Source organism: Nocardioides sp. (assembly GCF_050246775.1).
GTDB lineage: Bacteria > Actinomycetota > Actinomycetes > Propionibacteriales > Nocardioidaceae > Nocardioides.
Genome location: NZ_JBFWVK010000001.1, coordinates 1,866,906 through 1,883,957, shown reverse-complemented (window position 1 = coordinate 1,883,957; position 17,052 = coordinate 1,866,906). Strand labels below are relative to the sequence as shown.

Annotated in this window: 16 protein-coding genes; 3 read left to right on the top strand and 13 right to left on the bottom strand. The window is 70.9% G+C overall.

Annotated features, from left to right (window positions below):
- Positions 1-3 precede the first annotated feature (3 nt).
- Complete coding sequence (locus AB7I40_RS08940) at positions 4-993, bottom strand: hypothetical protein (RefSeq protein WP_428345617.1); 990 nt, start codon at positions 991-993, stop codon at positions 4-6.
- Between the two features lie 97 nt (positions 994-1,090).
- On the opposite strand from AB7I40_RS08940, the gene AB7I40_RS08935 reads away from it, so the two are divergent.
- The gene (locus AB7I40_RS08935) at positions 1,091-1,354 is read left to right on the top strand and encodes a hypothetical protein (protein ID WP_428345616.1); all 264 of its coding nucleotides are present in this window, start codon (positions 1,091-1,093) and stop codon (positions 1,352-1,354) included.
- Between the two features lie 125 nt (positions 1,355-1,479).
- The gene (locus AB7I40_RS08930) at positions 1,480-1,623 is read left to right on the top strand and encodes a hypothetical protein (protein ID WP_428345615.1); all 144 of its coding nucleotides are present in this window, start codon (positions 1,480-1,482) and stop codon (positions 1,621-1,623) included.
- Between the two features lie 4 nt (positions 1,624-1,627).
- Here AB7I40_RS08930 and AB7I40_RS08925 read toward each other — a convergent pair whose 3' ends face one another.
- The 7 genes from AB7I40_RS08925 to AB7I40_RS08895 are packed head-to-tail and all read right to left on the bottom strand — an operon-like array spanning position 1,628 to position 10,923.
- On the bottom strand, positions 1,628-2,785 hold the full coding sequence (locus AB7I40_RS08925) for an acyl-CoA dehydrogenase family protein (protein ID WP_428345614.1): 1,158 nt from the start codon (positions 2,783-2,785) through the stop codon (positions 1,628-1,630).
- A complete protein-coding gene (locus AB7I40_RS08920; RefSeq protein WP_428345613.1) occupies positions 2,782-4,881 on the bottom strand; it encodes a biotin carboxylase N-terminal domain-containing protein in 2,100 nt (699 codons plus the stop codon). The genes AB7I40_RS08925 and AB7I40_RS08920 overlap by 4 nt, the downstream gene beginning before the upstream one ends.
- Before the next feature lie 5 nt (positions 4,882-4,886).
- Positions 4,887-6,452 carry an acyl-CoA carboxylase subunit beta gene (locus AB7I40_RS08915; RefSeq protein ID WP_428345686.1) on the bottom strand — a complete coding sequence of 522 codons (1,566 nt, stop codon included), beginning with the start codon at positions 6,450-6,452 and terminating at the stop codon, positions 4,887-4,889.
- 11 nt (positions 6,453-6,463) lie between these two features.
- Positions 6,464-8,173, bottom strand: coding sequence for an acyclic terpene utilization AtuA family protein (locus tag AB7I40_RS08910; protein WP_428345612.1), 1,710 nt, complete (start codon positions 8,171-8,173; stop codon positions 6,464-6,466).
- Positions 8,170-8,952: a TIGR03084 family metal-binding protein gene (locus AB7I40_RS08905; RefSeq protein WP_428345611.1), complete on the bottom strand. Its 783-nt coding sequence runs from the start codon at positions 8,950-8,952 to the stop codon at positions 8,170-8,172. Before AB7I40_RS08905 ends, AB7I40_RS08910 begins: the two co-directional genes overlap by 4 nt.
- Positions 8,949-9,554, bottom strand: a complete 606-nt coding sequence (locus AB7I40_RS08900; protein ID WP_428345610.1) for a TetR/AcrR family transcriptional regulator — start codon at positions 9,552-9,554, stop codon at positions 8,949-8,951. Before AB7I40_RS08900 ends, AB7I40_RS08905 begins: the two co-directional genes overlap by 4 nt.
- A 49-nt stretch (positions 9,555-9,603) precedes the next feature.
- A complete protein-coding gene (locus AB7I40_RS08895; protein ID WP_428345609.1) occupies positions 9,604-10,923 on the bottom strand; it encodes a flavin-containing monooxygenase in 1,320 nt (439 codons plus the stop codon).
- A 6-nt stretch (positions 10,924-10,929) separates the two neighbouring features.
- On the opposite strand from AB7I40_RS08895, the gene AB7I40_RS08890 reads away from it, so the two are divergent.
- Entirely contained in the window at positions 10,930-11,427 is a 498-nt protein-coding gene (locus tag AB7I40_RS08890) for a GNAT family N-acetyltransferase (RefSeq protein ID WP_428345608.1), read from the top strand.
- On the opposite strand, the gene AB7I40_RS08885 is transcribed toward AB7I40_RS08890, so the two are convergent.
- The 5 genes from AB7I40_RS08885 to AB7I40_RS08865 form a co-directional block, all read right to left on the bottom strand.
- Positions 11,411-11,764 carry a rhodanese-like domain-containing protein gene (locus tag AB7I40_RS08885; RefSeq protein ID WP_428345607.1) on the bottom strand — a complete coding sequence of 118 codons (354 nt, stop codon included), beginning with the start codon at positions 11,762-11,764 and terminating at the stop codon, positions 11,411-11,413. The two genes, AB7I40_RS08890 and AB7I40_RS08885, sit on opposite strands and share 17 nt — an antisense overlap.
- 74 nt (positions 11,765-11,838) lie before the next feature.
- Complete coding sequence (locus tag AB7I40_RS08880) at positions 11,839-12,465, bottom strand: histidine phosphatase family protein (protein ID WP_428345606.1); 627 nt, start codon at positions 12,463-12,465, stop codon at positions 11,839-11,841.
- A gap of 45 nt (positions 12,466-12,510) precedes the next feature.
- Complete coding sequence (locus tag AB7I40_RS08875; protein WP_428345605.1) at positions 12,511-14,043, bottom strand: hypothetical protein; 1,533 nt, start codon at positions 14,041-14,043, stop codon at positions 12,511-12,513.
- The gene (locus AB7I40_RS08870; RefSeq protein WP_428345604.1) at positions 14,018-14,785 is read right to left on the bottom strand and encodes an ABC transporter ATP-binding protein; all 768 of its coding nucleotides are present in this window, start codon (positions 14,783-14,785) and stop codon (positions 14,018-14,020) included. The genes AB7I40_RS08875 and AB7I40_RS08870 overlap by 26 nt, the downstream gene beginning before the upstream one ends.
- A gap of 59 nt (positions 14,786-14,844) precedes the next feature.
- Positions 14,845-17,049 carry a 3-hydroxyacyl-CoA dehydrogenase NAD-binding domain-containing protein gene (locus AB7I40_RS08865; protein ID WP_428345603.1) on the bottom strand — a complete coding sequence of 735 codons (2,205 nt, stop codon included), beginning with the start codon at positions 17,047-17,049 and terminating at the stop codon, positions 14,845-14,847.
- Positions 17,050-17,052 lie beyond the last annotated feature (3 nt).

The window sequence follows — 17,052 nt, the reverse complement described above, 5'->3', positions numbered from 1 at the left end:
TGCTCAGATGAGGTCGAGGTCGCGGCAGCGCACCCCGAGCTCGAAGCGGCTGTGGGCGTCGAGCCGCTCGCTGAGAGCGGCGATCACCCGGCGTACCGAGCGCAGGGACAGCCCCGTCCGGCGGCTGACGGCCTCGTCCTTCAGGCCACTGGCCAGGAGCTTGAGCACCGCCATCTCCACGTCGCTGACGTCCGGGCGGTCCGCGCCCTTCGGCTCCGCGGGGATGGCGCTCGACCACAGCGTCTCGAACAGCGTCACCACCACGTCGACCAGTCCGGGCGAGTGCACCACGATCGCCCCAGCAGCGGCGTTGTCGGGTTCGAGCGCCACCAGGGCGGTGTGCCGGTCGAAGAACATCAGGCGGCTGGGCAGGACGTAGGCGACCCGGATCTGCCCGCCGTTGGCCTGCATCCAGTCGAGGTAGGCCCGCAGCGCCGGCGACTGGCGCCGGTGGCCCTCCAGGAACAGCCCGCGCACCGACACCCCGCGTTCGAAGAGCTCGCGGTCCCCGGCGCGGGCCTGTTCCAGGGCCTGCTCCGAGGGAAGGCTGGAGACCACCGTGCAGATCTCGTGCTGGGTCTCACCGAACAGCTCGGCGATCCGGCGTACCGTCGCGTCCCGGCCGCGCAGCACCTCGAAGCGGCCGCGCAGCTCGCGGGAGCGGTGCTCCTCGAAGCGCTCCATCAGGGCGGCGGTGCTGGCCCGCAACCGCTTCACCTGCGCGACGTGCCGGTTGAGGTCCGCCTCGACGCCGTCGACGGCGGCCCGCAGCCCGACGACGGGGGCGACCGGCACGAACTCCCGCGGGCTCTCCTGTGAGGCCCTGATCAGACCCCCGGCGACGAGCTCGTCGAGCACCCGGCCCAGCTGGTCCGGGGCCAGGTCGATGCCCTCGGCCAGGGACTCCATCGTCCAGTTGTCGTGGAACAGGACGTACTCGTAGGCCGCCATGGCCGCCTCCGAGAGCCAGTGCGACCCGAGCGATGGTTCCATCCGAGACCCCGTCACTTGTTGCCAGAGCAGTTAGTGCACCGTTTCGTTCTCCGCTGGCGTCCAGTAAACACGTCAGCACGAGATGGATCGAGGAGACATGCGAATCGTTCGGCTGACCGCGCGGCGGCTGACCGGGACCACCGCGGCATCGGCCGAGGTGGTCGCCCGGCGCATCAGCGCCGCCCTTCTCGCGCATCCCGACGACCGTGTCGCGCACGCGGTGGTGTCCCAGGTCGGGCCCGACGTCGTCGAACTGGCCGTCTTCCTGCGCGAGGGCGCTGCCGACACCCCGCCGGTCGATCTCCCCTCCGGCTGGGCCGTCGACGACCTCACGTCGCGACCGGAGGAGGAGAGCTGGTGAGGGCATGGCCGCCGGTCACTAGTGGCCTAGGCCAGTTGTGCCCCTTCCGTCCGAAAGCACACGTTGGTCAGGCTTCGACCGTGACCTGAAGCAATCAGGTCCCGCACCACCAACGGGAGGAAACCATGATCCGCACCATCGCCCTGCTGATCGCCAGTGCAGTGACCAGCCTCGTCCTCGCCGACGCCGCCACCGACGCCACCAGCGGGAACGAGCAGACGCTGGAGGCCAAGGGGCCGCGAGCCCAACCGTGCGTCGGCTGCTGGTGAGCCCTCAGTAGGACTTGGGCAGGCCCAGGGAGTGCATCGCGACGAAGTTGAGGATCATCTCGCGCGAGACCGGTGCGATGCGGCCGGCTCGCGCCGCCACCAGGAGTCCGGCCATGCCGTACTCCTGCGTGATGCCGTTGCCACCATGGGTCTGCACCGCCCGGTCCACCGCGTCGCAGGCAGCCTCGGCAGCGGCGTACTTGGCCATGTTGGCCGCCTCGCCGGCGCCCAGGTCGTCACCGGCGTCGCACAGGGCAGCTGCCTTCTGCGTCATGAGGCGGGCCAGCTCGATCTCGATCTTCGACTGGGCCAGCGGATGTGCGATCGCCTGGTGGCCACCGATCGGGCCCTGGAAGACGGTGCGCTCCTTGGCGTAGGCGGCCGCCTTCTCCAAGGCGTAGCGGGCCAGGCCCGTGGAGAACGACGCGGCCATGATCCGCTCCGGGTTGAGCCCGGCGAAGAGCTGGACCAGGCCGGCGTCCTCGTCGCCCACCAGGGCGTCGGCCGGGAGCCGGACGTCATCGATGAAGACACTGAACTGCTTCTCCGGCGAGACGATCTCCATCGCGATGGGGTGGTACTCCAGCCCCGGCGAGTCCGTCGGCAGCACGAACAGGCAGGGCTTCAACTTGCCGGTCCGGGCGTCCTCGGCGCGCGCCACGACCAGGACGTTCTGCGACTCGTCCACCCCGGAGATGTAGATCTTGCGGCCGTTGAGCACCCACTCGTCGCCGTCCCGTCGTGCCGTGGTGGTGATGGCGTGGGAGTTGGTGCCGGCGTCCGGCTCGGTGATCGCGAAGGCCATCGTGGCGGTGCCGTCGGCCAACCCCGGCAGCCACCGCTGCTTCTGCGCCTCGGTGCCGAAACGGGCGATGACCGTGCCGCAGATCGCCGGGCTGACCACCATCATCAGCAGCGGGCAGCCTTGGGCTGCCAGCTCCTCGCAGACCGCGGCCACGTCACCGATCCCGCCACCTCCGCCGCCGTACTCCTCGGGGATGTTGACGCCGAGATAGCCGAACCTGCCGACCTCGAGCCACAGGTCGGTGGTCTTGCCCCCGCTGCGCGCCTGCGCGGTGAAGTAGTCCCGGCCGTACTTCGAGGCCAGCCGGGACACCTGCCGGCGCAGCTCCTGCCGCTCCTCGGACTCGGTGAAGTTCATGCCTGCTCCATTTCCACGACAGCGAGCACCTCGCCTGCTGCCACCTGTTGACCCGTCACGACGGGGAGTTCGGTCACGGTGCCCGAGTGGGGCGCCGACACGACGTGCTGCATCTTCATGGCCTCCAGGACCAGGACGGCTTGACCCGCCTCCACCTGGTCGCCGACGCCCACCGCGAGGCTGATGACACAGCCGGGCATGGGCGCCACCAGGCTTCCGCCGGCGAGCAGCTGGTGGGGGTCGGCGAAGCGGGGCAACACCCGCAGCCGGACATGACCATCAGCGCCGTCCACGTCCACGTCCCGGCCGCCGGTCGCATCCGGCTCACCGAGGTGGACCTCGCAGTGCCAACGCACCCCCTCGGACTCGATCACGACCCGGTGTCCGCCGGCGATCGACGCGCACGAGATCACCTCGCACCCGTCCACGCGGTAGCCCTCGCGGCCCCCGAGCCAACTGACCTCGAGGTCGTCGGCGAACCGGGTCGTCTGCGGCTGGCTGACCACGTTGCGCCAGGCGACGGGCACGACGCGCTGGACGGTACGACGGGCAGCCGACTGCTCGGCCAGAGCGATCGTCGCGGCGACCGCGGAGAGCCGGCTGGGGGTCGCCGGCGCGGCGGTCCCGGGATGCCGTGCGAAGAAGTCGGTGCTCACCTCGCCGGCGAGGAAGGCCGGGGTGCGCAGCGTGGCCACCAGCTGGTCCCGGTTGGTGGAGACGCCGTGGATCCGGGCACGCCGGAGGGCGGCAGCCAGCTGGCGCACCGCCTGGTCCCGGCTCGGGGCCCACGAGATCAGCTTGGCGAGCATGGCGTCGTAGTGGGTGGAGACGACGCTGCCGGTCTCCACGGCGGAGTCGACCCGTAGCCCCGGCCGGTTGATCAGGTCGAACCCGACCCCCTCGACCTCCCAGCAGGTCACGGTGCCGGCCTGGGGCTGGTGGTCCGAGGCAGGGTCCTCGGCGTAGAGGCGCGCCTCGACGGCGTGGCCGTAGGTCTCGCCGATGGCACGCGGGTCGAGAGCCCGGCCCTCGGCGACCGCGAGCTGCAGTTCGACGAGGTCGACCCCGTGGACCAGCTCGGTGACCGGGTGCTCGACCTGCAGTCGGGTGTTCATCTCGAGGAACCAGAAGCGCGTCGGGTCGTCAGCGTCGAGCAGGAACTCGACCGTCCCGGCTCCGCGGTAGTCGATGGCGGCCGCCGCTGCCCGCCCGGCCTCGTGCAACGCGGAGCGGGTCGGCCCGTCCAGGCCCGGGGCCGGCGTCTCCTCCACCACCTTCTGGTGACGGCGTTGCACCGAGCAGTCACGCTCACCGAGCACCAGGATGCCGTCGCGGTGGCCCAGCACCTGCACCTCGACGTGCCGGCCGTGCTCCACGTAGGGCTCGACGAACACGGTGCCGTCACCGAACGCGGAGGCCGCTTCGTCCTGTGCCGCCGCGATCTCGGCCGGCAGGTCGGCCAGCGTGCGCACGACCCGCATCCCGCGCCCACCGCCTCCGGCCGAGGCCTTCACCAGCAGGGGCAGGTCGGCCTCGGTGGGAGCGTCCAGGTTGGCCAGGACCGGCACCCCGGCGGCCTCCATCAGGGCCTTGGCCTCGATCTTGGAGCCCATCGCGGCGATCGACGCCGGGGTGGGGCCGACCCAGGTCAGCCCGGCGTCGAGCACCGCCTGAGCGAACTCGGCACTCTCGGAGAGGAACCCGTAGCCCGGATGGATCGCGTCGGCACCGGCCTGCAGGGCCGCAGCGATGACGAGGTCACCGCGCAGGTAGGTCTGCGCCGGAGCGTTGCCCGGCAGCCGCACCGCCCGGTCCGCCTCCCCCACGTACGGCATCGCCTGGTCGGCGTCGGAGTGGACGGCCACGGTCTCGATGCCGAGGCGGCGGCAGGTGGCGAAGACGCGCCGGGCGATCTCGCCACGATTGGCGACGAGGAGACGACTGATCGTGGTCGAGCTTGCTCCCTCGGTGGTCGAGCTTGCTCCTTCGGTGGTCGAGCTTGCTCCTTCGGTGGTCGAGCTTGCTCCCTCGGTGGTCGAGCTTGCTCCTTCGGTGGTCGAGCTTGCTCCTTCGGTGGTCGAGCTTGTCGAGACCATGCCCGTCACATCCGAAAGACGCCGAAGCGGTCGGTGCCCGCGTACGGCTGGTTGTCGATCACGGACAGGCAGATGGCCAGCACGGTGCGGGTGTCACGCGGATCGATGACCCCGTCGTCGTACACCATCCCGGACAGGAAGTAGGGCAGGGACTGCTCCTCGATGCTCTGCTCGACGTAGGCCCGCAGGCCGGCGTCGGCCTCCTCGTCGTACACCTGCTGCTTGGCCTCGGCCGCGGCGCGCGCGACGATGCTCATCACCCCGGCGAGCTGTGCCGGCCCCATGACCGCGGACTTCGCGCTCGGCCAGGTGAAGAGGAACCGCGGGTCGAAGGCGCGACCGAACATGGCGTAGTTGCCGGCCCCGTAGGAGGCCCCCATGATGACGCTGAGGTGCGGCACGGTGGAGTTGCTGACGGCGTTGATCATCAGGGCACCGTGCTTGATGATGCCGCCCTGCTCGTAGTCCTTGCCCACCATGAACCCGGTGGTGTTGTGCAGGAAGAGCAGGGGTACGTCGACCTGGTTGGCCAGCTGGATGAACTGGGCCGCCTTCTGGGCCTCCTCGCTGAACAGGACCCCTTGGGCGTTGGCCAGGATGCCGATCGGGTGGCCGTGCAGGCGCGCCCACCCGGTCACGAGGGAGGAGCCGTAGAGCGGCTTGAACTCGTCGAGGACCTGCCCGTTGGTGGCCGAGACGCCGTCGCAGATCCGGGCGATCACCTGGCGGGGGTCGAACGGCTCTTTGAGGTCGGTGGGGATCAGGTCGAGGAGCCCGTCGGGGTCCTCGTCCGGTTCGGCCCACCCCGCGGCCTCGTCGGGTGACGTTGCGGGGTTGGCCTTGCGCCAGTTGAGGCGGGCGACGATCCGCCGCCCGATGCGGATCGCATCCTGTTCATCCACCGCCAGGTAGTCGGCCAGGCCAGAGACCCGGGCATGCATCTCCGCGCCTCCTAGCGACTCGTCGTCGGACTCCTCGCCGGTGGCCATCTTCACCAGCGGCGGGCCACCCAGGAACACCTTCGCCTGTCCCTTGACGAAGACCGTGTAGTCGCTCATGCCCGGCACGTAGGCCCCACCGGCGGTGGAGTTGCCGAACACCAGCGCGATGGTCGGCTGCTTGCGGGCCGAGGCACGGGTGAGGTCACGGAAGACCCGGCCGCCGGGGATGAAGATCTCCTTCTGGGTCGGCAGGTCCGCCCCGCCCGACTCGACGAGCGAGATCGTGGGGAGCCCGTTCTCGGCGGCGATCTGGGCGGCCCGGAAGCCCTTCTTCACCGTCCAGGGGTTGGAGGCTCCTCCCTTCACGGTCGGGTCGTTCGCGGTGATCAGGCACTCGACGCCCTCGACCACGCCGATGCCGGTGACCAGCGAGGCACCCACCGTGAAGTCGGAGCCCCAACCGGCCAGCGGGGACAGCTCGAGGAAGGCGCTGCCCTCGTCGATGAGCAGCTCGATGCGTTCGCGCGGCAACAGCTTGCCGCGGGCATGGTGCCGCTCGACGTACTTCGGGCCGCCGCCGGCCACGGCCTTGGCGTGCTCGGCGTCGAGCTCGGCCAGCTTGGTGAGCATCGCGTCCCGGTTCACAGCAGGTCCTCCTGGATGTGGACGAAGCGCGAGCGAACCCACTCGCCCAGGCCCTTGGCCTGCGGGTCGAACCGGGTGGAGGCGGCCACGCCATCGCCGAGGAGCCCGTGCAGGACGACGTTGACGGCACCGAGGCGGGGCAGGTTGAACACCTCGATGTCGAGGTCGGCGGCCTCCGGGACCAGCTCACGCACCTTGGCCGGAGTGACGAGCTTGGTCAGCCAGGTCACTCGGTCGTCGTAGCGCGGTGAGCCGTCGTGCACGATCCACAGCCCGAGGTTGGCGTCGCCCCCCTTGTCGCCGCTGCGCGCGTGCACGAACGTGCCGAGCGGCACCCGGCGGTTCACCTGGTCGGCGGGGGCCGGGTAGGGCGAGGGTCGCAGTCCCTCCATGCCGGTGGTGACCGGGCTGAACTCCTGCGGGTCAGCGATCACCTCGCGGCGTCCGTCGGCGTGCACCACCGTGTGGGTCACCGCCTCGCGCTCGACGTACTCCGCGCGATAGATGCCGTACGGCGTGGGTGGGGCGGGTGGGCCGGTCATGGTGAACCCGGGGTACGACGCCAGCGCGAGCTCGACCGCGGGGCCGGTGAAGGCTCGGCCGACCACGTCGGCCGACGGGTCCTTGACGGTGCAGCGCAGGAGCACCGAGGCGGCCTCCTGCGTCGACGCGTCTGCTGCGGGTGTCGAGAGGGGCGACCAAGTCACCTCCTGGGCCGAGATCGCGCTGAGCTGGGCGCGGACCCAGTCGGCCTTGGCCTCGATGTCCAGCCCCGTGAGGACGAACTCGACGCAGTTGCGGAAGCCGCCGAGCTCGTTGACACCGACCTTCAGCCGGGCGGGCGGCGCCTGGCCCCGGACCCCGCTCACCGACACCCGATCGGGGCCTGCGGGAGTGAGCGTGACGGTGTCGAGCAGTGTGGTGACGTCGGGTCCGAGGTAGTGGGTGGACTGGATCTCGTAGACGAGCTGGGCGGTCACGGTGTCGACGGTGACCGCGCCTCCGGTGCCGTCGTGCTTGGTGATCACCGTCGACCCGTCGGCGGCCAGCTCGGCGATCGGGAAGCCCAGGGGCCGCGAACGGTCGAGGCTGAGGAAGCCCGAGAAGTTGCCTCCGGTGGCCTGGGTGCCGCACTCGAGCACGTGGCCTGCGACGACGGCGCCCGCGAGCTCGTCGTACGACGTCGTGCCCCACCCGTGGTGCGCGGCGCCGACGCCCACGACGAGCGAGGCGTCGGTGACCCTGCCGGTGACCACGATGTCGGCCCCGCCGTGCAGGGCGGCGGCGATGCCGAAAGCGCCCAGGTAGGCGTTGGCGGTGAGGGCGCCGGGGAACCCGAGCGAGCGCAGGTCGTCTCCCTCGACGTGCGCGACGCTCGGTGCGAGTCCCAGTCCGGTGGCCACCTCACGGATGCGGGCGGCGAGCCCGGCCGGGTTGAGGCCCCCGGCGTTGGAGACGATCCTCACGCCCGACTCCAGGGCGAGGCCGAGGCAGTCCTCGAGCTGGCGAACGAACGTGCGGGCGTAGCCCAGCGACTGGTCCTTCATCGCGTCGCGGCCCAGGATCAGCATGGTCAGCTCGGCCAGGTAGTCGCCGGTCAGCGCATCGAGCTCCCCGCCGGTGAGCATCTCGCGCATCGCTGACAGCCGGTCGCCGTAGAAGCCCGAGCAGTTCCCGATCCGTACGGGGGCCGTCGCGCCGGTCATGTCCGGTCCCGTCCGCCGCCGGGTGGACCGGCGAACGCCTGGGCGACGCGCAGCCAGGTCTCGGCCGCCTGACCGGTGGCCACGAGCGCGAGGTCGTCGCGGTGCCGGCGCTGGGTGACCAGCAGGGCGAAGTCCAGGGCGGGCCCGGTGACTCGTTGCTCGGCGTCCTCGCGACCGTAGGCCCACTGATCGCCCGACGGCGCCGTCAGCTCGACCCGGACCTCGTCGGTGGGCTTCTCGAGCCCCGCGTTGACGTGGGAGAAGGCGCGGGTGCGCACCCCGAGGTGGACGACGTGGCGGATCCGGTCGGACTCCTCCCGGCGTACGCCGAGCGCGTCGGCGACGTCGAGGGCGTGTGCCCAGGTCTCCATGAACCGGGCCGTCGCCATCGACGTGGCGCTCATGGGCGGCCCGAACCAGGGCAGCCGCGCTCCGTCGGGGAGGTCGCGCAGGACACCTGCCAGTCGCGGCCCCGAGGCGCGCCAGCGGGCCAGGATCTCGGCCCCGGTCGCCTGGGCACCCTCGTCGGCCGCGGTGTCGACGAAGCCGTCGGCATCGTCGATGGCGGTGCGCACCAGCGCGTCCCAGCCGTCCTTGTCGGTGGCCGCGAGCACGGCCACCTCATCGGTCCAGGCGAGGTGGACGAGCTGGTGGGCGATGTCCCATCCCTCGGCCGGCGTGGGCGTGCGCCACTCGGCCTCGCTCAGGGGCGCCACGAGAGCATCCAGGACCTGGGACTCGGCGGCGAGGTCGGCGAGTACGTCGTCGAGCGTGGTCACCGGGTCTCCCTGAGGTGCTCGTCGAGGACCGCGGCCCAGGAGTCGAGCACCCGATCGCGGCGGCGGCGGTCGTCGGTGATCAGGTTGGCGACCCCCAGCCCCCTCACCAGGTCGAGGGTGGCCTGCACGAGCTCGCGGGTGCCTGGTCGGGTCTCGTCGACGTCGAGGAGCTCCACGGTCAGGCGGTGGATCTGCCGACCGATCCGCTGCTCGAGGGGCGCGAGCGCGGACAGCAGCTGGGGATCGGTGCGCCCAGCCACCCACAGTTCCAGGGCCGCGGTGAACACGGGGCTGAGGAAGTGCTCGACCATCATGTCGAGCACCGCCCGGGTGCGGGCGGCGCCTGTCGGCAACGACCGGGCAGCGGACTCCAGCTCGCGGGCCCGCACCTCGCTGAGATGCTCGATCGCGGCCAGCACCAGCGCTGACTTGGTCGGGAAATGGTGCAGCTGTGCGCCGCGGCTCACCCCGGCGCGCTGCGACACGAGCGTCGTCGAGGTGCCGCTCCAGCCGCGTTCGACCAGGCAGTCGACGGTGGCCTCCAGGAGCCGGGCCCGCATCAGCCGGGTGCGCTCCTCCTGGGGGATCCGCACGGTCGTCACGCCCTCAGGATGACGCCGAGTGCAACAAACAGTCAAGCCTGTTTGTAATTCAGACCCTGGTGCGCTTCCGCTCCTTCAGCAGCTCCGCCTTGTAAGCGTGGGCATCGACCTGGATGGTGTGCCGTTTGCTGGCGACGTAGCGCTTGCGCAGGCGGTCGTCGTACGCCGCGATCTGGGCCCGCATCTGCGCCGGCTCAGGCAGTCGGCAGCGGCCGGTGATGAGGTCGGCCACCCAGTGCGCCTGCTGCTCGGCCAGGGGCATCACCGCGCCGATGGGCTGGATCAGGCCGATGAAGTACAGCCCCGGATGGTCGACCGACACGACGCGGCGATAGAGGTCCACGTGGTTGTCCTCGCGGGCGATGAACGTGTCGTCGAGGAACGGGAAGCTGACCCGGTAGCCGGTGCAGTAGACCACCACGTCGGCCTCCACCTCGGAGCCGTCGGCGAACCGCACCGTCGAGCCCTCGAAACCGGTGATCGCGGGTTTGACGCTCAGGTCGCCGTGCCCGAGCCGGGTGAGCAGGTCCGAGCTGACCGTCGGATGCGCATGCAGCACGGCGTGGTCGGGCTTCGGCAGCCCGTAGTCGGTGACCTTGCCGACCGACAACCGCAGCATCGCCCGCATGCCCAGGGACTGCAGGAACAACGGGCCCCGGGCCAGCGGCGAATCCGTCAGGTGGTCGGTCGGCATCCCGAAGAGGAACTTCGGCACGATGTGGGCGCCCCGGCGCATCGAGAGGTACGTCGCGCTCGCCACCCGGGAGGCCTCCACGGCGATGTCGGTGGCGGAGTTGCCGATGCCCAGCACCACGACCCGTTTGCCGGCCAGCACCTCCGGGGTGCGGTAGTGGTGCGCGTGCAGTTCGGTGCCGGAGAACGTCCCCGGGAAGGCCGGCTCGGGCCACCGCGGATCCCAGTGATGGCCGTTGGCGACGATCACCTGGTCGTAGTGCCCGGTGCGGATCTGGTGGGTGTCGCGGGTCCGGACGGTGACGTCGTAGCCGCCACCGGGCGCTGGCACCACCGTGGTCACCTCGGTGCGGAACGTGATCCTGGGCCGCAGCCCGAAGTGGTCCACGAACTGGTCGAAGTAGGCCGCGATCTGCCAGTGGCTCGGGTAGTCGGGCAGGTCCGGCGACATCGGAAGGGCGGCGTACTCCATCGCATCGCGCGAGGTGTTGATGTGCAGCGACTGGTAGGCCGAGGACACCCCGTTGTCGTTCTCGTAGCGCCAGTTGCCGCCGACCCGGGAGCCGAGCTCGAAGCAGTCGAAGTCCACGCCACGCGCGGCCAGCACCTGGGCGGCGGTGATCCCCGACGAACCTGCACCGATGATGCAGACCTTCACGTTGGCTCCTGTCAGCATGGACGGATGTTCCGGATCGCTGGTGACGACGACCTGGTGGCACTGCGTGATCTCGAGCGGGACGCCAACCTTGTGGCGCTGGCCCATGTCTACCCGCCGGAGTCGTATCCCTATCCAGCTGACGACGTGCTCGCCCGCTGGCGGATCGTGCTCGACGACCCGGACTGTACGACGCTCGTGCACGACGGCGCCAGCGGCCTGGACGGATTGGTGGCCTTCGACTCCGTCGAGGGTCGGGGCTCGATCCGGCACCTGGCCGTGCGGCCCTCCCGCTGGGGCACCGGCCTGGCCCGGGCGCTGCTGGAGGCAGCCTGTGACCGGATCGAGGGTCCCGTGTCGCTGTGGTGCCTGGCCGAGAACCACCGAGCCCGCGGTCTCTACGAGCACCTGGGCTGGCAGCGCACCGGGGTGCAGGAGGAGTCGGAGTTCGCGCCGTACCCGGTGCAGTGGGAGTACCTGCTGCGGTCCGTGCCTCGGGGACCGGCCCTCACTCGACCAGGCTGAAGCCCTCGTCGAGCCACCCGGTCACGCCACCGATCATCTTCCGCACCGGCCGCCCGAGCCGGGCCAGCCGCAGGGCCGCCTTGTCGGCGCCGTTGCAGTGCGGGCCGGCGCAGTAGACGACGAACCGGGTGCCGGGCTCGTAGCCGGCCAGGTTGCGCTCCACGATCCGCCCGTGCGGCAGGTTCACCGCCCGGGGCAGGTGGCCGGCGGCGTACAGCTCCGGAGAGCGTACGTCGAGCAGCACGAAGTCGGCCTGCGCGCGGGTGAGGGCGTCGTGGGTGTCCCAGCAGTCGGTCTCGAACTCGAGCAGCCGGGCGAAGTGGGTGGCGGCATCCATGCGGCAAGTGTGCTGATCCGACGGGCCGCCCGCGAGGCCCGATCCCGCCGAGCTTCGACGATATCCGGCCGTGGTCAACGGTAGGTGAGCTGGTCCAGGGGCAGGTGGGTGTGCTCGTTGAACGTGAGCAGGGTGAGGCCGCGGCGGCCGTTCAGCACCCTGGTCACCGAGGTGTTGACCACCACCGGCGCCAGTCGGGTGTGCGTGACGACTCCCGCCTCCAGCAGCTCGGTCACCACCACGGCGATCGGCCCACCGGAGGTGAATACGACCGCGTCGCGACCCTGTCCGAGCCGCCGCAGCGCGGCCAGCACCCGGTTGCGGAACATCGGGTAGGACTCGTCGTACTCGTGGTCGTGGACGCCGGCGGTCCAGCGGTCGGTCGCGGCCTCGAACCACTGTTGGAACTGTGCTGGATCCGGCTCGCCCTCGAAGGGTCGCTGCGTCGCGGCCAGCAGGGCGTCGGCGTCCATCTCGTCCCAGTCCGGGTCGCACTCCACCGGACACGACCACCCGGACGCCTTGAGGGCCAGCTCTGCGGTCTGTCGCTGCCGGGTCAGGGAGCCGTGCACGACCACGTCGGGTGTGAGGCCGGCCAGGGCTGTGCCGACCGTGCCGGACTGCACCTCGCCCAGCGGTGACAACAGGTCGTAGTCGGCCGCCCCCCAGGAGGCCTGCCCGTGGCGAACGAGGACGATCATGGTCCGTGACCCTAGCCGGGCTCGCGCGGAGCCGCGGACAGGAGGTCAGGCGCTGACCGTCGCGACGACGCGGCTGCGCTCGAACGGGTTGGCCCACTGCGCCCGGACCCGCATCAACCGGACGAAGGAGTAGAGCGCCATCGGGATCGCCAGGATGACCGACGCGCGCCAGTCCGGCACCTGGGCGAGCCCGGAGAAGATCATCCCGGTGATGGTGGTCGACAGGGCCAGTCGCGCGGAGTAGCCGACCATGTAGAGCGGCGGCGCCGGGGTGGCCCGGGCACTGCGCAGGTCGACGGAGAACGGTTGCTTGACCGACCACCGCATGGACAGCGACACCACCTGCGCGCACACCACCAGCCAGGCGCACAGCAGAGCCGTCAGCTCCTCCACCGTGGGCTTGCCGGCGCGCAGCGCGGCCAGGGCGAGCGTGGTGGCAGAGCTGACCAGCAGCAGCTCCAGGAGCACCCAGCTGCGTGCGAAGAACGTCAGGGACGGCGACACCGGCAGGGTGTCGCGCCACAGTCCGCCGCGGCCATCGAGGCACCACGCGTTGACACCGAAGAGCAGCGCGGCACCACTCGCGACGAGGCCGGGCAGGATGGTGAGCATCTTCCACTCCAGGCTCCCCGACAGCGCGATCAGGCCGGGGGCGGCCGCCAGCAGATAGATGCCGCGCCGCAACGACACCGCACGCCACACCCCTGAGCGGTCCATCCGGATCATGGCGGCCAGGGGTCCGCTGGGGTTGCGCCGGGCCGGGAAGTTGCCGGTCTCGATGCGGGCCTCGTCACGCGGTGCCCGCCGCAGGGCGACCCGGGCCGGCAGGACGCCGAGCAGCACCGTCGCGCCGATCAGGGCGAGCAGGATCAGCAGGGTCACCGGGAACGCGAGGCCGATCCCCTGGGTCAGGCCGGCGAGCACCGACACCAGGCGCAGGGTCGGCAGGTGGTCCAGCACCAGGCTGACGTGCTTGGTCAGGATCAGGGCCAGGGCGGCGAGCCCCACGAGGGCGGTGATGCCGCGTACGGCGAGCACGCCGTGCGGCCCGCGACGGATCGCCTCCATGCTCCAGGCGACCACCTGGGCCACGGCGGTGGCCCACACCAGCCACAGGAGCGCGATCACGTGGGCGAAGACCAGCGCCGCGGGTCCGACGACGTAGGCCGTGAGGCCCAGCAGCATCCAGCCCTGAAGCAGCCAGGCGATGTTCAGGGGCGCCATCAGGAGGGCACCCAGGTGGTCGACGGCGGGACTGATCGGGAAGGCGACGGCCTGGTCGCGCGCGACCAGCTCCCGGCCCCCGCCCGACGCGACCGCCGAGATCGTGGTCAGCAGCAGGAACCCGGCATAGGCCGTCGGCAGCAGCAGGAACATCTCGAACGCCCGGCTGTGCTTGAGCGAGTAGTCGGCGGCCCCGGGCAGGAAGGCGGGCACGATGGCGGACAGCAGGGTCAGGGTGACGAGGATGGCGACGAACCAGCGGGTGCGGCCCTTCTGCCGGACCGTGGAGGTCCGGAACTGGACCAGGGACCGGGTGTCGGCCAGCGCGTCAGTCCAGGAGCTGACGGTAGACACGGGCGCCTTCCTCTCCCGACAGCGACTCGGCGTCGAGGTTGGCCACGCGCGAGCCTCCACGCAGCACGACCGCGGTGCTGCAGGCCTGGACCGCGAGGTCACGCAGGTGGGTCGAGACCAGGACACACGCCCCTCGGGCGCGGGCGTCGGCGATGACCTCCTGGGTGGCTTCCACGCCGAGCGGGTCGACACCGTCGAACGGCTCGTCGAGCAGCAGCACCTGGGGCTGGTGGAACGCGGCGAGCACCACCGACATCCGGCGGCCCATGCCGTGGCTGAAGCCTGCGGTGATGCGGTGGGTGACGTCGCCGAGCTCGAAGCGCTCCAGGAGGTCGCGGGCAGGCTGCTCCCAGCCGGCCGGCATCCGGCGCAACCGGGCGGCGAGCTGCAGGTGCTCCCACGGGGTGGCGCGGGGCACCAGGCCGCCCACGTCGGGGCAGTAGCCGTTGCTGCGTTTGGCCGCCATCAGGTCGGTGCGCAGGTCGTGACCGGCCACCCGCACGACCCCACCGGTGGGCGGGATGACACCGGCCAGGACCCGCATCGTCGTGGACTTGCCCGCGCCGTTGCGGCCGAGCAGCGCCGTGGCCTGCCCGGCGTACGCCTGCAGGTCGACGCCGTCGACGGCGTCCACGGTGCCGAAGCGCACGTGCAGCCCACGTACGTCGACGAGCGGGGCCGCGCCGTCCTCGGGGGAGGAGGCGAAAGCCACATCGGGGTCGATGGCGGAGGATTCAGTCACGCGTCAAGTGTCGCCGACCGCCCGCGGTTGCACAGAAGAATCTGCACATCTGCGACACCTCAGGCGGGGAAGGACTCGCCCTTCGCCGCCATCTCCCGCAACCGGTCGGTCGGGCGGAAGCGGTCGCCGTACTTCTCGGCCAGCTCGTCGGCGCGCGCCACGAAGGCCGTGAGACCGATGGTGCCGTCCACGCCCTGGTAGCCGGTCATGAACTGGGCCGCTCCGCCGGTGAGGGGCGGGAAGCCGATGCCCATGATCGAGCCGATGTTGGCGGCCGCCGCGGACTCGATGACACCTTCCTCGAAGCACTTCGCGGTCTCGATGGCCTCGGCGAACATCATCCGGTCGGCGACGTCGGCCAGCGGCGGTTGGGGCTCGGCGACCGGGAAGGCGTCTGCCAGACCGGGCCACACACCCGCACGCCGGCCCTCGACGTAGTCATAGAAGCCGGCACCCTTGAGCCGCGAGGGGCGGCCCAGACCGATCATCGTGGCCACCACGGCCTCACCCGGGTGCTCGACGTAGGACTCGCCGGCGGCATCGCGGTTGGCCTTGCCGATCTTGGCCATCAGCTCGAGGTTGAGCTCGTCGGAGAGCTGCAGCGGCCCGACCGGGTAGCCGGACTGCGTGGCGGCGCGCTCGATCGAGACCGGGTGCACGCCCTCGGCCAGCATCGCCAGGCCTTCATTGGTCATGGTGCCGATCACCCGAGAGGTGTAGAAACCGCGGCTGTCGTTGACGACGATCGGGGTCTTGCGGATCTGCTGGACCACGTCATAGGCCTTGGCGAGCGCCTCGTCGGAGGTCTGGGCACCGCGGATGATCTCGACCAGCGGCATCTTGTCCACCGGGCTGAAGAAGTGCAGCCCGATGAAGTCGGCGGGCCGGTCCACCCCGGTGGCGAGGTCCGTGATCGGGAGGGTCGAGGTGTTGGAGCACAGGAGCGCGTCGGGGTCGACGAAGGGCAGGATCTCGGCGAAGACCTGGTGCTTGAGCGAGGGGTCCTCGAACACGGCCTCGATCACCAGGTCGCAGCCGACGAGGTCGGCCGGGTCGGCGGTGGCGGTGATCCGGCCGAGGAGCTCGGCCTTCTTCTGCTCCGTGGACCTGCCCCGGGAGATCGCCTTGTCCAACAACGACTCGGAGTAGGCCTTGCCGCGGGCCGCGTTGTCGGCCGACACGTCCTTGAGCACGACCTGCATCCCGGCCTTGGCGCACGAGTAGGCGATGCCGGCCCCCATCATGCCCGCGCCGAGGACGCCGACCTTGACGGCCTTGTAGGGGGCGAAGCCCTGCGGGCGCAGTGAACCGGAGTTGATCGCCTGGAGGTCGAAGAAGAACGCTTGGATCATGTTCTTCGACTGCTGGTTCACGATGAGACTGGTCAGGTAGCGCGACTCGATCCGCGAGGCGGTGTCGAAGTCGACCTGGGCACCCTCGATGGCGGTCGAGAGGATGGCGCGCGGAGCGGCGTACGGGGCTCCCTTGGTCTGCTGGCGCAGCAGCGCGGGGAAGGCCGGCAGGAACTGCGCGAACTTCGGCTGCCGGGGGTCACCACCGGGGATGCGGTAGCCGTCGCGGTCCCACGGGTTCTTCGCGGCCTCCGGGTCGTGCTGGTGGTCCAGGATCCACGCCTTGGCGGCGGTGAGGAGGTCGTCGGGCGCCACGACCTCGTCGACCAGGCCCTTCTCCTTGGCAGCGGCGGGCTGGAAACGGGTGCCCGGCAGCAGCACGTCCATCAGGGCGGGCTGGATGCCGATCATGCGTACGACGCGCGTGACGCCGCCGCCGCCGGGCAGCAGACCCAGCTGGGACTCGGGCAGACCGATGTCGTAGCGCGCGTCGGCGGCGATCCGGTGGTTCGCGACCAGGGCGATCTCGAGCCCGCCGCCGAGGGCGGCACCGTTGATCGCGGCCACCACCGGGCGCGGGAACGTCTCGAGCCTGCGCAGGTCGGCCTTGACCTGCTCGACCTCGGCGAAGACGGCAGGGGCGTCCTCGACGGTGGTCTGCACCATGCCCTTGAGGTCACCGCCGGCGAAGAAGGTCTTCTTGGCGCTGGCGATCACGACCCCGATGACGTCGTCGACCTCGGCGTACAGCCGCTCGACGGCCGCGTGCATCGAGTCGCGGTAGAGGGCGTTCATGGTGTTGGCGCGCGCGGTCGGGTCGTCGAGGGTCAGGGTGACGATGCCCGCGTCGTCGCGCTCGTAGCGCACGGCGCTCTCCTCGGTGATCGAGCTTGTCGAGATCACGTCATTCATGTG